The organism is Pseudomonas sp. (genome assembly GCF_049300855.1).
Classification (GTDB): domain Bacteria; phylum Pseudomonadota; class Gammaproteobacteria; order Pseudomonadales; family Pseudomonadaceae; genus Aquipseudomonas.
Map to the genome: position 1 here is coordinate 322291 of NZ_JBAQKH010000016.1, position 14138 is coordinate 336428.

Here is a 14138-nt window from a genome sequence, read left to right on the forward strand (position 1 = left end):
ATGTTGACTGACCGGATGCTTTCGCGAGCAAGCTCGCTCCCACATTGAATGGGTGTTCACAAAACAGTCGTGCATAAAAAAGCGCCGCCATCCCGGCAGCGCTTTTACCAATCCCTGTTGTTGTTCTTATCCTTCCATCACAGCCCACAACGCATCCAGTTCGGCCTCGCTGAACAGGCCAGCGGGGTAACGCTCGATCATTGTCCGGCGCGGATCAGGTTGCCTGATCTGACGCGTTCCATTGGACTTCAACCAGTGCGCGACAATCTGGAGCGCTTCGCCGTTAACGGCCATGGGATGCAACGTCCGCTCGCTGACTACGTTCACTTCGGCGTTCATTTCAGCGCTCTCTCCCCGTTCGTGAGCGGCTACGTTATCCAAGGTTTATGACAGAACTGTTGAAGTTCTTCCCCCTCCCTAGTGCACGGGTGATGAATACAAGAGCTATGCCAAGGTTTCTCATTTGTCGACAAGCGGATACAAAGAAGCCCGCAGTCCTGTCGGGCTGCGGGCCTCAGTTGATGCATAGCGAGCTAATCATTGCCCGGCTGATTTGTTAATCAACTCAAGCTGTTACAACTCAACTCACTCTTTGTGCGGCGCGGGTTGCTGTTGGGTAAGGCAGTGGATATTGCCGCCGCCCAGTAACAGTTCGCGACCCGGCACCAGCACCACTTCGTGCTGCGGGAACAGCTTCTGCAGAATCTCTTTCGCCGGGGCATCCATCGGATCGTCGAAGCTCGGCGCGATGATGCCGCCATTGACGATCAGGAAGTTCACGTAGGACCCGGCCAGGCGCACGGACGGGTTGCGCTCTTGCGTGCCGTCCACCGGATCGACACCGGCGCACTCTTCTTCAGTCGCATACAGCGGCCCCGGAATCGGCATTTTGTGCACCGTGAACGGGCGACCCTTGGCGTCAGTGCTGCTTTGCAGGACTTTCATTGCCGCCTGGCAGCGCGGGTAGTTCGGATCCTGCGGATCGTCGGTCCACGCCAGCAGCACTTCGCCCGGACGCACGTAGCAGCAGAAGTTATCCACATGGCCATCGGTTTCGTCGTTGAACAGACCGTCCGGCAGCCAGATGATTTTATCCACAGACAGATTGGCGCTGAGCACCGCTTCGATTTCTTCGCGGCTCAGGTGCGGGTTGCGATTGCGGTTGAGCAGGCATTCTTCGGTGGTGATCAGCGTGCCTTCGCCGTCGACGTGAATCGAACCGCCTTCGAGCACGAAACCTTCCGTGCGATAGCGCGGGCTGCGCTCGATCTCGAGGATCTTGCCGCCGACCTGCGAGTCGCGATTCCACGGCGAATACAGACCGCCGTCGAAGCCGCCCCAGGCGTTGAAGTCCCAGTTCACACCGCGTACTTCGCCGTTGTTGTTGATGACAAAGGTCGGGCCGCTGTCGCGTACCCAGGCGTCATCGCTGGACATCTCGACCACGCGGATATTCGGCACGTCGAGGCGTGCGCGGGCGTTTTCGTATTGGCCGGCGGACACGGCCACGGTCACCGGTTCAAAACGCGCAATGGCTTTGGCTACAGCCGCGTGTGCGGCTTGCGCCGGTTTGCCGCCCAGACGCCAGTTGTCCGGGCGCTCGGGCCAGATCATCCACGTCTGCGTTTGCGGCGCCCACTCGGCCGGCATGTGAAAGCCGTCGGCGCGCGGGGTACTTTTCAAAGTGGTCATCGGGATCAGGACTCCAGGGAACCGTCGAGGGTTTTCAACGCGCCGTACAGGTTCGGACGGCGGTCACGGAATGAACCCCACGCGCTGCGAATGTGTTCGAGCTCGTCGAGGTTGAAAGTGTGCACAAGAATACCTTCTTCGGTTTTATTCAGCTCCTGCACTTTTTCGCCGAACTGGTTGGCGATGAACGAGGAGCCGTAGAACGTGATGTCGTAGCCGTCCTGTTCTTCGTTGCCAATGCGGTTGCTGGCGATCAATGGCATCAGGTTGGCACCGGCATGGCCCTGTTGCACGCGCTGCCAGTGGTCGCGCGACGAAATGGTTTTGTCGTGCGGCTCGCTGCCGATCGCGGTTGGGTAAAACAGAATTTCCGCACCTTGCAACGCCATGCTGCGTGCGGCTTCCGGGAACCACTGGTCCCAGCAGATGCCCACGCCGATTTTTGCGTAACGGGTGTTCCACACTTTGAAACCGGTGTCGCCCGGGTTGAAGTAGTACTTCTCGTGGTAGCCCGGGCCATCCGGGATGTGGCTTTTACGATAAATCCCGAGGTTGCTGCCGTCGGCGTCGATGATCGCGATGCTGTTGAAGCGCGCACGGCCGGCCAGCTCGTAGAAGCTGATCGGCAGCACCACTTGCAGTTCCTTGGCGATTTTCTGGAAATGCTTGATCGCGACGTTTTCTTCCACCGGCGTCGCCAGTTGCAGATAGTCCGGGTTCGGCTTCTGGCAGAAGTACGGCGCCTCGAACAGTTCCTGGATCAAGATGATCTGCGCGCCTTTGGCGGCGGCTTCGCGCACCAGCCTTTCAGCGATTTCGAGGTTGGCTTCCAGATCCCAGGAACAGGCCATCTGAGTGGCGGCAACGGTAACGATACGGCTCATGAATCATCTCCGGGCAAGTGCTTTGACGGTCGACAATTCGACCGAAAAGAAAAACGCGCGCACCGGACATGAGATCGCCATGCCGGAGCAATGGCGACTTTATAGACGATAAATATCGGCTTTAGAAGCTTTCAAAATGCCTTTCGTATAAATAATCCCGATAAAAGCCGATACAAATCGAATTAACAACCCAAGAAAATGTGGGAGCGAGCTTGCTCGCGAATACGGTGTGTCAGGAACTGAATAAGGTGACTGACACACCGCTTTCGCGAGCAAGCTCGCTCCCACAGGGGATTGGCTTCGTTTTACAGACCTTCGCTGAGCACCCGATCAAGCATATCGACAAAGAAATCCACACTCTGACGCGACGTCACCATCGGCGGCTTGATCTTCAGAATGTTCAGGTCATCACCGGTCGGCTGCATGAAGATCCCCAACTCACGCAGGCGATCGCACAGTAACGCCGTCTCCTCGGTCGCTGCTTCCAGCGTCTCGCGGTTGCGGATCAACTCAAGCCCCAGATAAAACCCGGAGCCGTGCACCGCGCCCACCAGCGGATGTTTATCGATCAACGCTTCGAGCCGCGCCTTGAAGTGGCCACCGACCACCTGCGCGTTCTCCCAGAGTTTTTCTTCTTCCATGACATCAAGCACCGCCATGCCGATCTGGCAACTCACCGGGCTGCCACCCGCCGATGAGAAGAAGTAACCCTCAGCCTCCAGCGCCTCGGCAATTTCGCGGCGCGTGATCACCGCACCCAGTGGCTGACCGTTGCCCATGCCCTTGGCCATGCAGATGATGTCCGGCACCACGCCCTGTTCTTCAAAGCCCCAGAAGAAGTGGCCCATACGCCCGTAACCGACCTGCACTTCATCGGCGATGCACACCCCGCCCTGGGCGCGCACCCGCTTATATACCTGCTGCAGATAGCCCGGCGGCAGCGAGATGCCCCCGGCATTGCCATACACCGGCTCGCAGATGAATCCGGCCAGTTGGCGCTTCTGTTCGGCGAGCTTTTGCAGGTGATGCTCAACGCTGCGCACGTAGTCCGGCGCGGAATCGAGGCCACGGAATTCACCGCGGTAAATGTTCGGTGCCGTGACCGGGTGCACCCAGTCCGGACGGCTTTCCAGAGCCTTTGGATTGTCGGCGATCGACGTCGAAACGGCATCGGCGCCGACTGTCCAGCCGTGATAGGCCTCAAGCACGCTGATCATGTCGCGCCCGCCGCTGTAGGCCCACGCCAGCCGAATCGCCAGGTCATTGGCCTCGCTGCCGCTGTTGACCAGAAACACCCGGTCCATGCCTTCCGGCGCCAGTTTCAGCAAGCGCTCGGAGAACTCCGCCACTGCTGCATAGTTAAAGCGCGAGTTGGTGTTGAGCAGCGACCACTGCCGCGCCGCGACCGCTGCCATACGCGGGTGGCCGTGACCAAGCACCGCGACGTTGTTGAGCATGTCCAGATAGGATCGGCCCTGCATGTCGATCAGGTGATTGCGCCAGCCGCGCTCGATGCGCGGCGGGTCGACGTAGTAATGTTTTTGCGTGCGGGCGAAACTGGCATCGCGGCGTTCAAGCAGGGTTTTTGCGTCCAGCTCCGGCTCGGCATCGCAGGCCAGACCCAGCAGTGCTGCCGGCGACGGACACAGCGCCTGCCACGCGGCCGCCCGCGACGGCGTGCAAAACAACGGCGCAGCCAGCTGCGCGCCACGGCACAACTGCACGAGCAATGGGCCGCTCACCGCACCGAGTACCTGACCTTTGACCAGTGCTGCGCCGCTGTGCAGCGAAGGTGTCACGCCCCACAGACGCACGCTGAGTTGCGGGCCATCCAGTTGCAGTACACCGTCTGCTGCCTGATGCACGACGCCAGCGAACGGTGCTTCCACGGCGGTACCATCGGGCACGCGCAATTCCACGTGCAGCGCGAAGGTGTCCGGTTCAACCGCGCTGTCGGGGCGGGTGCGCGACAAACGGTACTGACCATAACGGCTTGCCGCCAAACCATGGGCCGCCGCCGCTTCGTTCAACAGGTGCTGATCGATGCCGGCCTGCTCCCAGTTGCCGGCCTCGAAATGCGCGCTCAGTACACCGAGATCGATCAGCGCAAATTCACGTCCGACCAGACCGGGCAGCAAGGGCGCAAAACCTTCGCTATCGATCACCGGCAATGCGTGACCGACGGCAGTGAGGATCGCCGCCTCCATCAGTGCCTGTGGCACCGATGTCGCTACGCGGAAGATTTCCCACTCATGGCTGAGGTTGTCACGGCTGTAAGTATTCGCAAGATCGATGCTGACCTGTTGCTCGCCACTGAGCACCAACACCGCCGCGCGCGCCACGATCAATGGCCACAGCGCCTGCAGCTCTTCATGTTGCAGCGGGTTGACCGCGTGGTAGGCCTGCACCGCCGGCAAGATGACAAACGGATCGCCACCGGCGTGATGCAGCAGCGCTGCACAGGTCACCGACAGATCGGTGATGCGCCAGGTGCGCACCAGATCGCCGAAGTCGATCACGCCCTGCAATTGCCAGTGACGCTGGGCATCACGCGCCCACACGGCGTTGTCGTCGGTGATGTCCATGTGGATCGCCTGCACCGGCAGCTTGCCCTGCAACGGCTGCAAACGGCGCTCGGCCTGTTCGGCCGCATCGGCAATCACTGCGCGTTGCTGCTCATCCTTGATCACCGGCAGCAGATGGCTGATCAGGGCACTGGCGTGACGGGCATCCCACTGCAACGTGCGCTCAAGGCCCGGGTGGTCGAACCCGGCCAGCGCCAGATCCATCTCACCGCAGAGCCGGCCAAACCCCGCCACCACGTCGCGCCCCAAGTGTTCGAGATGTGTGAGCGGCTGGCCCTCGATGTAATCCAGCAGCCGCACATGGACGGCCTCGCCGCCGACCTCGAGTGACAACAGATCCGCGCCGTTATTGGCCGCGATCACACGCGGCACCGTCACCGCCGAGTGCTCGGCCAGATACTTGAGCCCGGCATGCTGGGCTTGCAGCTCCACCAGGGCGTAATCGCCACGGCAGATTTTCAGCACGAACCGCCCACGCGGGCTGTCGACGCGGTAATTGAGATCCTGCTGACTGCCAAGCGCCTGCAACGTGCCGCTAAGCCCGTAATGCTCCGCCAGCCATTGCTGGGCTTGCTCCGCAGAAACTTGCGGGCTGGGCAAACTGGCGCGATGAATCAACGTGGCGAGCGGCATGAAACGACCCCTGAAATTTTATTAGGCGCCTATATCGCCATTGCTGGACGGGATCCGCAACCCCCAACCGCGCAAAGGTATCCGGGCTATTTGTCTCGCAGCACTCGCACCCTCCGGCACTTTGCGCAAGAATGTCGGCCATTCGCACCTGCCTATGGAACTCCCCATGAATGTAATCACCACCGACCTGCCCGGTGTCCTGATCATCGAACCGAAGGTGTTCGGTGACGAGCGCGGCTTTTTCTACGAGAGTTTCAATGCCAAGGCGTTCCAGGACGCTACCGGTCTGGACACGCAATTCGTTCAGGACAACCACTCGCGCTCGCAAAAAGGCGTATTGCGTGGCCTGCATTACCAACTGCAAAACACTCAGGGCAAACTGGTCCGCGTGACGGTTGGCGAAGTATTGGACGTGGCCGTGGACATTCGCCGCAGCTCGCCGCACTTTGGCAAATCGGTGGCGGTGCGCCTGTCGGCTGAAAACCATCGGCAACTGTGGGTGCCGGAAGGTTTTGCCCATGGTTTCGTGGTGCTGAGCGAGTTCGCTGAATTCCTCTACAAGACCACCAACTACTACGATCCATCATCCGAGCGCAGCATTCGCTGGGATGACCCGGCGCTGGGCATCGACTGGCAGCTGGACGAAGCGCCGCAGCTGTCCGCCAAGGATCAGGCCGCAGCCCTGCTCAAGGACGCTGACGTCTTCGCCTGAGCCTAGGCATAATGCGCCTGACATCTCAGGCGCATCCGGCTCATGAAACCATCCCTCCCCCGCAGACCCCGCTGGCGCAGCCTCGCCCTGCTGGCCCTGTGTCTGGCGCCGCTGCTGTGGCCGCTGGAACATCTCGCCGAGCGCTATTACCGCAGCGAACTGGCCGGGCAGAACCGGCAGACCCTCGACCTGTACGTCGCCAACCTGCTGGGCACCCTGCACCGCTATGAAGTGTTGCCGCAAATCCTCGGCGACTTGCCGGCGCTGCGCGCGGTACTCGGCGCGCCGGACGACGGCGTCACCCAAGGCAATGCCAATCGCCTGCTGAAGAACATCGCCGCGCAAACCGGCGCTGAAGTGATGTACCTGATGGACACCAGCGGCCAGACGCTGGCGGCGTCGAACTGGGATAAACACGACAGTTTTGTCGGCCGCAATTTCTCGTTCCGGCCGTATTTCAGCGAAGCCATGGCCGGGCGTCTGGGACGCTTCTTCGGCCTCGGCACGACGTCGGCCAAACGCGGCTATTTCTTCGCTGCCGCCGTGCGCAACGGCGAAAAAATCATCGGCGTGCTGGTGATCAAGGTCGATCTCGACCACACCGAAAGCCTGTGGGGCAAAACTCCGGAACAACTGCTGGTCACCGACCACAACGGCGTGGTCATCCTCACCTCGCGTCCGGAATGGCGCTTTCGCTCGACCCGCGCCTTGAGCGACAGCGAACGCTCGGCGATCACCGCCATTCAGCCCTACCCGACCCGCGAACCGCGTCCGCTGAACCTCAGCCCCACCGCGTGGCTGATCCAGACCCACGACATCGCCGAAACCGGCTGGAGCGTGAGCATCCTCGCGCCACGCACGCTGATCGACCGTCCGGTGCGCACCGTCGTCGCCATCGGTGGCGCCACGCTGTTGGTGGTGATGCTGTTGCTCGGTCTGATGATGCAACGTCGTCGGCATTATCTGGAACGCATCGCCTTCGAAGCCAAGGCGCGTCGCGAACTCGAAGGTCGAGTGGCCGAACGTACCAGCGATCTCGAAGGCCTCAACCGCCGATTGAAGCAGGAAGTGCTGGAGCGCGAACAAGCGCAGCAGGAATTGGTGCGCGCGCAGGATGACTTGGTTCAGGCCGGCAAACTGTCGGCACTGGGGACGATGTCGGCGAGCATCAGCCATGAGCTCAACCAGCCGCTGGCGGCGATACGCAGCTACGCGGAAAACGCCGAGGTGCTGCTCGACCATCAGCGCACCGACGATGCACGCGGCAACCTCAAACTGATCAGCGAACTGACCGGGCGCATGGCCTCGATCATCGCCCACTTGCGCGCGTTTGCCCGCCGCGATCGCCACGCCCCGGAAAGCGTCGCCCTGCAACCGGCACTCGACGATGCCTTGGCCCTGCTGGCCAAACGGCGCCGCAGCATGGAGGTCGAGCTGATCCGCGATCTGCCGGCCGCCACGCTGTGGGTCGAGGCCGGGGAAACCCGCCTGCGCCAAGTCCTCGGCAATCTGCTGGCCAACGCCCTCGATGCGCTCACCGAGAAAGGCCCGCCGCGCAAATTGTGGCTGAGTGCCGAATCCACCGCCGAGGGCGTCAATCTGTACATTCGCGACAACGGCCCGGGGTTCTGCATGGAAGCCCTCGGCCGCGCCAGCGAGCCGTTCTACACCACCAAGACCCGCACTCAGGGCCTGGGCCTGGGCCTGGCAATCTGTGAAACCCTGATGCGCGCCTTTGGCGGTGAACTGTCATTCGCCAACCACAAGCAAGGCGGTGCCTTGATTACCCTGCGGCTGCGCGCCGGTGCACCCGGGGTCAGCCTGCAACCGTCCGAGGATCGAAGTGCATGACCATCGACAATCGCATTCAGGTGGTGTTGATCGACGACGATCCGCACCTGCGTCAGGCCCTCGGCCAGACCCTGGATCTGGCCGGCCTGAAAATCCTGCCGCTGTCCGAAGCCAAAGGCCTGGCCGCACAGCTTGAGCGTGACTGGCCCGGCGTGGTGGTCAGCGACATTCGCATGCCGGGCATGGATGGCCTCGAACTGCTCAGCGAGTTGCACGCACAGGATCCGGAACTTCCCGTGCTGTTGATCACCGGCCACGGCGACGTACCGCTGGCGGTACAGGCCATGCGCGCCGGCGCTTACGACTTTCTCGAAAAACCCTTCGCCAGCGATGCGCTGCTCGACAGCGTGCGCCGCGCCCTCGCCCTGCGCCGGCTGGTGCTGGACAACCGCAGCCTGCGGCTGGCCCTCAGCGATCGCAATGAACTGAGCGCGCGGCTGGTCGGCCATTCGACACCGATGCTGCGCCTGCGTGAACAGATCGGTGCGCTGGCCGCGACCAAGGCTGACGTGCTGATCCTCGGCGAAACCGGTGCCGGCAAAGAAGTCGTGGCCCGCGCACTGCACGATCTCTCGAGCCGCCGTAACGGCCCGTTCGTCGCGATCAACGCCGGTGCACTGGCCGAGTCGGTGGTGGAAAGCGAACTGTTCGGCCACGAACCCGGCGCGTTCACCGGCGCGCAAAAACGCCGGATCGGCAAATTCGAATTCGCCAACGGCGGCACGCTGTTTCTCGATGAAATCGAGAGCATGAGCATGGACGTGCAAGTGAAACTGCTGCGCATGCTGCAGGAGCGCGTGGTCGAACGGCTGGGTGGCAATCAACTGATCCCGCTGGACATCCGCGTGATCGCCGCGACCAAGGAAGACCTGCGCCAGGCCGCCGATCAGGGGCGCTTCCGCGCCGACTTGTATTACCGCCTCAATGTCGCGCCGCTGCGCATTCCGCCGTTGCGCGAACGCGGTGAAGACGTGCTGGTGCTGTTCCAGCATTACGCCGATGAAGCCAGCGCGCGCCACGGCCTGCCGCCGCACGAACTGCAACCGGCGCAACGCGCCTTGCTGCTGCGCCATACCTGGCCCGGCAACGTGCGCGAATTGCAGAACGCCGCCGAGCGTTTTGCCCTGGGTCTGGAACTGGCGCTGGATAACAGCGGTGCCGAAGGCGGCGCCAGCTCGACGGTGATCGTCAGCGGCGGCCTCAGCGAGCAGGTGGAAAACTTCGAGAAGTCATTGATCGCCGCCGAACTGGCGCGTGCGCACAGTTCGGTACGCAGCCTGGCCGAAGCACTTGGCATTCCGCGCAAGACCCTGCATGACAAGTTGCGCAAACACGGACTCAACTTCGCCGACAGCGGCGCCCATGGAGAAGAAGCCGAATGAACCGCGACAGCCGCTATCTCGAGTCGGTGCTGCATCACGACATCCCGCTGACCCGCGACATGGGCCTCAAGGTGCTCGACTGGCAGGCGCAGCAATTGAGCCTGTATTTGCCGCTGGACGCCAACGTCAACCACAAGAGCACCATGTTCGGTGGCAGCCTTTACTGCGGCGCAGTGCTGGCGGGTTGGGGCTGGCTGCATTTGCGCTTGAAAGAGGAAGGCATCGACGACGGGCACATCGTGATTCAGGAGGGGCAGATCAGTTATCCACTGCCCGTTACCGGCGATGCCACGGCATTTTGCCCGGCGCCGGATGCGGCGGTGTGGAAGAAATTTCTGGCGATGTATCGGCGTTATGGGCGGGCGCGGTTGGCGTTGAATACGCGGATCGTCAATGCGGGTAGTGATGAGGATGCGGTGCGGTTTATCGGGCAGTACGTTTTGCACCGGTAAACATCAAAAGCCCCTCACCCTAGCCCTCTCCCCGAGGGAGAGGGCTAGGGTGAGGAGTCTTGCGTTATACATCGACCTGAAAGATCGCAGCGATTATGGATTCAGCAAGGCTCGACCGGTCGGCGCAGCTCTCAAATATCCTGCGGTCGGCTCCCTCTCCTGGGGGAGAGGGCTGGGGTGAGGGGATGTCGGATCAGCCGACTTACCCCCGAGCCAACGCCAACAATCGCGAACGCCAGGCCGCCTTCGCCGGCAGCGCCAAAAAGAACTCATTGCGCAGCGATTCCCGCGCCGGATAACAGAACGCTTCACCGTTCAGATCCAACACTTCACCGCCCGCCCCTTCCAGCACACCTTGCGCCGCCGCCGTGTCCCACTGCGAAGTCGGCGCCAGCCGCGGATAGCAATCCGCCGCGCCTTCGGCCAGCAGGCAAAACTTCAGCGAACTGCCGATATTGGCCAGTTGCAGTTCACCGAGGCTGGCACTCAAACCCGCCAGCAAACGCTCTTGCTCGGGGCTGGAATGTCGACGACTGGCGACCACGGTAAACGCTTCACCCGGTCCCGGCACATCGCGCACTTGAATCGACACCGGTGTACCGTCCTGATCGCAACGCCAGGCACCGAGGCCAGCGCCGCCGACGTAGTAACGACCGTTAGTCGGCATCGACACCACCCCAAACACCACCCGACCGTTTTCGATCAGCGCAATGTTGACAGTGAACTCTTCGCTGCCGCTGATGAATTCCTTGGTGCCGTCCAACGGGTCGACCAACCACCAACGCTGCCAGCCGGCGCGCACGCTCTGCGGGATGTTGGCGTCTTCTTCGGACAGCACCGGAATGCTCGGATCAAGCGCCGTCAGCCCGGCGAGGATCAGATGATGCGCGGCCAGATCGGCAGCCGTCACCGGTGAGTCATCGGACTTGGCCGTGACTGCAACGCCCACGCGCCAGAACGGCAAAATCGCTTCGCCGGCGCGCAACGCCAGCTCAACCACCGGGGCCATCAAAGGATGGGGAAAATTCATCGACGTCTCAATCATGGCTGAAAGAACCCGCGCTGGGTCAGCAGGTCCCGGGTCAAATAAAGCGCCGCCAAGGCGCGGCCTTCGGAAAATTGAGGATTGAGCGCCAGCGCCGACAACTCGCGCAGGTTGACCTTGTCGACCCGCATCGGCTCGGGCTCGTCGCCCTCCAGTCGCTCCTCGTACAAATCAGTCGCCAGCACCACCTGAATCTTCTGGCTCATGTAACCGGGCGACAGCGACAGCTCAGTCAGATGCTCCAGTTGCCGCGCGCCAAAACCGGCTTCTTCCTTGAGCTCACGTTCGGCTGCCGCCAGTACATCTTCGCCCGGTTCGATCAAACCTTTAGGCAAGGACAGTTCGTACTCATCGGTACCGCCGCAGTATTCCTCGACCAGCACGGCATGCTCGCTGTCCAGCATCGCCACGATCATCACCGCGCCATACCCGGCGCCCTTGCCGACCAGACGCTCATAGGTGCGTTCCACGCCATTGGAAAAACGCAGCTTGAGTTCTTCGACGCAAAACAGGCGACTGGTGGCGACGATCTCGCGGGCAAGTACGGTGGGTTTCTGGCGCATGCAAAGCTCCTTGGCGTGAACGCGCTACTATAACGCGGCTTTCCCGATTGTTTATGTCGGATATCTTTCTACCGTTCGAGACGTTGCCATGCCTTCATTACCGTGGTCCGACATCGATACCGTTCTGCTCGACATGGACGGCACGCTGCTGGATCTGCACTTCGACAATCATTTCTGGCTGGAACACCTGCCGCAGCGGTACGCCGAACTGCACGGTGTCAGCCGGGCCATGGCCGAGATGGAGTTGCAGCCATTGTTCGAACGGCATGCCGGTCAGTTGCAGTGGTATTGCCTGGATTTCTGGAGTGCCGAACTGAAGTTATCCGTGCGCGAGCTGAAACTGGAAACCGCGCATTTGATCGCCTTGCGCCCGGATGCCGACACGTTTCTGGAGGCGATCAAACGCGCGGGCAAACGGGTGATCATGATCACCAACGCGCACCGCGATTCACTGTCGCTGAAGCTGGAGCGAATTGAACTGGCGTCGTATTTCGAGCGGCTGATCAGCTCGCATGATTACGGTTTTCCCAAGGAGAACCCGCAGTTCTGGGACGCCTTGCAGGCGGACATAGGCTTTGAGCCGGCGCGCAGTCTGTTTATCGACGATACCTTGCCGATTCTGCGCAGTGCGCGGGATTTTGGTGTGGCGCATTTGTTGGCCGTGAAGGAGCCGGACAGTCGCAAGGGGCCGAAGGACACGGCGGAATTTGCGGCGGTTGAGGATTACCGGGATTTGATTGCCGGACTCTAATCTTCTGTAGTAGCTGCCGCAGGCTGCGGCAGCTACTACAGGGGTTTTGTGTTACTCAGGAATACGCAGCGTCTGCCCCGGATAGATTTTGTTCACATCCTTGAGCATCGGTTTGTTGGCATCGAAAATTTTCTGATACTTGTTGGCATCCCCGTACACACGCAGAGAAATCGCGCTGAGGGTGTCACCCGACTTGACCACGACAAATTGTGCGGCAGTGACAACCGGGCCACTCACCGTAATCTGATCATCAACGCTGCCAACCCCGGCAATATTGCCCACCGCCAGCAGAATCTTCTCTTTCTCTTCCTGGTTCGCCACTTCACCGGTGACGGTCACTTTGTCGCCATCCACCGTCGCCTGCACATTCGGATTACCCAGACCAACCTTGCTGATGTGTTCCTTCAACTGCTCACTGGCATTGGCGTTGCCCGGGGTCAGCAGATCGATCAACTTCTCACCGGCTTCTTTAACAAAACTAAAAAGGCTCATCGTGGTTCTCTCCATGGAATAAAGGTTCAGTCGTCCAAGCCTAGACCACCGCAGACAAACCCGGTTCCAAGCCGACCAATGACCCTGCCACCGCGCAAGCGGTAGAATCGCCAACCCCTGCCAACACCCGGAGCGAAGATGGACATCAAGCAGCTGAAATTCCTCATCGCCCTCGACGAAACCCGCCACTTCGGCCAGGCCGCCGCGCGTTGCCACATCACCCAGCCAACCCTGTCGATGCGCCTGCGCAGCCTCGAAGAAGAACTCGACCTGCCGCTGGTCAACCGTGGCCAGCGTTTCGAAGGCTTCACCGCGCCCGGCGAGCGGGTGTTGGCCTGGGCGCGTTCGGTGATGGCAGCTTATGACGGTTTGCACGCAGAAGCGGCGGCGTGTCGCGGCAATCTGATCGGCACACTGCGGCTGGGCGTGGTGCCGCTGTCGAGTTTCGATCCGCTGCCGTTGATGCAACGTCTGCACAGCGCCCACCCGGACCTGCGGTTCGAAATGTCGGCGCTGAGCGCCGAGCAGATTCTTGAGCACCTGGCGAACAACCGCATTGACCTTGGCGTGTCTTATCTGGATCGACTGGATCACGAACGTTTCGAATCACTGGCCTTCAACGAAACGCGTATGGGCCTGCTCTACGACCAGCGCACCTTCACTTTCGGCGAGGCGCCGTTGAGCTGGCAATCGCTGATCGAACTGCCGCTGGGCATGCTCACCAGCGGCATGCATTTTCGCCAATCCATCGACCACAACTTCCACAGCCGTGGCCTGACCCCGCAACCGTTGCTGCAAACCGACGCCGTCCATCAATTGTTACAAGCCGTGCACGGCGGTTTTTGCTGCGCGATCATGCCGCTCGACGGCGGCCTGGAAAAACTCACCGACCACCTGCGCCTGCAACCCCTCGAAAACGCCCAGACCCTCGCCCCGCTGGGCTTGATCATGCGCCGCGGCGCCCCACGTTCAGCGTTGGCCGAGGCCTGTTTCGCGCTGTATCAGCAATCGCCAACGGCGCCTTGATCGACGGTATCTATCGACAGATCGACACTAGCGATTAGACGCGACAAGTTGCCGCGCCTAGTCTTAACGT

Annotated in this window: 13 protein-coding genes; 6 read left to right on the top strand and 7 right to left on the bottom strand. The window is 61.2% G+C overall.

All coding sequences use genetic code 11. From position 1 onward, the window contains the following. Positions 1 to 126: 126 nt before the first annotated feature. The 4 genes from WA225_RS06560 to WA225_RS06575 all read right to left on the bottom strand — a co-directional run bounded on the left by WA225_RS06560 (position 127) and on the right by WA225_RS06575 (position 5794). Positions 127 to 339, bottom strand: coding sequence for a hypothetical protein (locus tag WA225_RS06560; RefSeq protein WP_422607307.1), 213 nt, complete (start codon positions 337 to 339; stop codon positions 127 to 129). Between the two features lie 246 nt (positions 340 to 585). Continuing rightward, complete coding sequence (gene aguA / locus WA225_RS06565; protein WP_422607308.1) at positions 586 to 1692, bottom strand: agmatine deiminase; 1107 nt, start codon at positions 1690 to 1692, stop codon at positions 586 to 588. Positions 1693 to 1697: 5 nt separating this feature from the next. Beyond that, a complete protein-coding gene (aguB, locus tag WA225_RS06570) occupies positions 1698 to 2576 on the bottom strand; it encodes an N-carbamoylputrescine amidase (RefSeq protein ID WP_422607309.1) in 879 nt (292 codons plus the stop codon). A gap of 305 nt (positions 2577 to 2881) precedes the next feature. After that, positions 2882 to 5794, bottom strand: coding sequence for an aminotransferase (locus tag WA225_RS06575; RefSeq protein ID WP_422607310.1), 2913 nt, complete (start codon positions 5792 to 5794; stop codon positions 2882 to 2884). Positions 5795 to 5960: 166 nt separating this feature from the next. Between WA225_RS06575 and rfbC the strand changes: the two genes are divergently transcribed. From rfbC to WA225_RS06595, 4 genes are read left to right on the top strand one after another with little or no spacing between them, the layout of a single operon-like run. Further along, positions 5961 to 6506, top strand: a complete 546-nt coding sequence (gene rfbC, locus WA225_RS06580) for a dTDP-4-dehydrorhamnose 3,5-epimerase (protein ID WP_422607311.1) — start codon at positions 5961 to 5963, stop codon at positions 6504 to 6506. 42 nt (positions 6507 to 6548) lie between these two features. Then, complete coding sequence (locus WA225_RS06585; protein WP_422607312.1) at positions 6549 to 8357, top strand: sensor histidine kinase; 1809 nt, start codon at positions 6549 to 6551, stop codon at positions 8355 to 8357. Beyond that, entirely contained in the window at positions 8354 to 9739 is a 1386-nt protein-coding gene (locus WA225_RS06590; protein WP_422607313.1) for a sigma-54-dependent transcriptional regulator, read from the top strand. Before WA225_RS06585 ends, WA225_RS06590 begins: the two co-directional genes overlap by 4 nt. Next, on the top strand, positions 9736 to 10191 hold the full coding sequence (locus WA225_RS06595) for a YiiD C-terminal domain-containing protein (protein ID WP_422607314.1): 456 nt from the start codon (positions 9736 to 9738) through the stop codon (positions 10189 to 10191). The genes WA225_RS06590 and WA225_RS06595 overlap by 4 nt, the downstream gene beginning before the upstream one ends. Positions 10192 to 10393: 202 nt before the next feature. Here the strand turns inward: WA225_RS06595 and cysQ are convergent, their stop codons facing one another. Both cysQ and nudE read right to left on the bottom strand, forming a co-directional pair. Next, the gene (gene cysQ / locus WA225_RS06600; protein WP_422607315.1) at positions 10394 to 11221 is read right to left on the bottom strand and encodes a 3'(2'),5'-bisphosphate nucleotidase CysQ; all 828 of its coding nucleotides are present in this window, start codon (positions 11219 to 11221) and stop codon (positions 10394 to 10396) included. A gap of 11 nt (positions 11222 to 11232) precedes the next feature. Next, positions 11233 to 11799, bottom strand: a complete 567-nt coding sequence (gene nudE / locus WA225_RS06605) for an ADP compounds hydrolase NudE (protein ID WP_422607316.1) — start codon at positions 11797 to 11799, stop codon at positions 11233 to 11235. 88 nt (positions 11800 to 11887) lie between these two features. On the opposite strand from nudE, the gene yrfG reads away from it, so the two are divergent. Further along, positions 11888 to 12550: a GMP/IMP nucleotidase gene (yrfG, locus tag WA225_RS06610; protein ID WP_422607317.1), complete on the top strand. Its 663-nt coding sequence runs from the start codon at positions 11888 to 11890 to the stop codon at positions 12548 to 12550. Between the two features lie 51 nt (positions 12551 to 12601). Here the strand turns inward: yrfG and lysM are convergent, their stop codons facing one another. After that, complete coding sequence (lysM, locus tag WA225_RS06615; RefSeq protein WP_422607318.1) at positions 12602 to 13042, bottom strand: peptidoglycan-binding protein LysM; 441 nt, start codon at positions 13040 to 13042, stop codon at positions 12602 to 12604. Positions 13043 to 13180: 138 nt separating this feature from the next. On the opposite strand from lysM, the gene WA225_RS06620 reads away from it, so the two are divergent. After that, positions 13181 to 14068, top strand: a complete 888-nt coding sequence (locus WA225_RS06620; RefSeq protein ID WP_422607319.1) for a LysR family transcriptional regulator — start codon at positions 13181 to 13183, stop codon at positions 14066 to 14068. Positions 14069 to 14138: the final 70 nt, after the last annotated feature.

What these genes read in the sequence shown, in the direction of transcription:
- WA225_RS06560 (WP_422607307.1), bottom strand. Translation starts at nt 339, where the DNA reads ATGAACGCCGAAGTGAACGTAGTCAGCGAGCGGACGTTGCATCCCATG.
- aguA (WP_422607308.1), bottom strand. Translation starts at nt 1,692, where the DNA reads ATGACCACTTTGAAAAGTACCCCGCGCGCCGACGGCTTTCACATGCCG.
- aguB (WP_422607309.1), bottom strand. Translation starts at nt 2,576, where the DNA reads ATGAGCCGTATCGTTACCGTTGCCGCCACTCAGATGGCCTGTTCCTGG.
- WA225_RS06575 (WP_422607310.1), bottom strand. Translation starts at nt 5,794, where the DNA reads ATGCCGCTCGCCACGTTGATTCATCGCGCCAGTTTGCCCAGCCCGCAA.
- rfbC (WP_422607311.1), top strand. Translation starts at nt 5,961, where the DNA reads ATGAATGTAATCACCACCGACCTGCCCGGTGTCCTGATCATCGAACCG.
- WA225_RS06585 (WP_422607312.1), top strand. Translation starts at nt 6,549, where the DNA reads ATGAAACCATCCCTCCCCCGCAGACCCCGCTGGCGCAGCCTCGCCCTG.
- WA225_RS06590 (WP_422607313.1), top strand. Translation starts at nt 8,354, where the DNA reads ATGACCATCGACAATCGCATTCAGGTGGTGTTGATCGACGACGATCCG.
- WA225_RS06595 (WP_422607314.1), top strand. Translation starts at nt 9,736, where the DNA reads ATGAACCGCGACAGCCGCTATCTCGAGTCGGTGCTGCATCACGACATC.
- cysQ (WP_422607315.1), bottom strand. Translation starts at nt 11,221, where the DNA reads ATGAATTTTCCCCATCCTTTGATGGCCCCGGTGGTTGAGCTGGCGTTG.
- nudE (WP_422607316.1), bottom strand. Translation starts at nt 11,799, where the DNA reads ATGCGCCAGAAACCCACCGTACTTGCCCGCGAGATCGTCGCCACCAGT.
- yrfG (WP_422607317.1), top strand. Translation starts at nt 11,888, where the DNA reads ATGCCTTCATTACCGTGGTCCGACATCGATACCGTTCTGCTCGACATG.
- lysM (WP_422607318.1), bottom strand. Translation starts at nt 13,042, where the DNA reads ATGAGCCTTTTTAGTTTTGTTAAAGAAGCCGGTGAGAAGTTGATCGAT.
- WA225_RS06620 (WP_422607319.1), top strand. Translation starts at nt 13,181, where the DNA reads ATGGACATCAAGCAGCTGAAATTCCTCATCGCCCTCGACGAAACCCGC.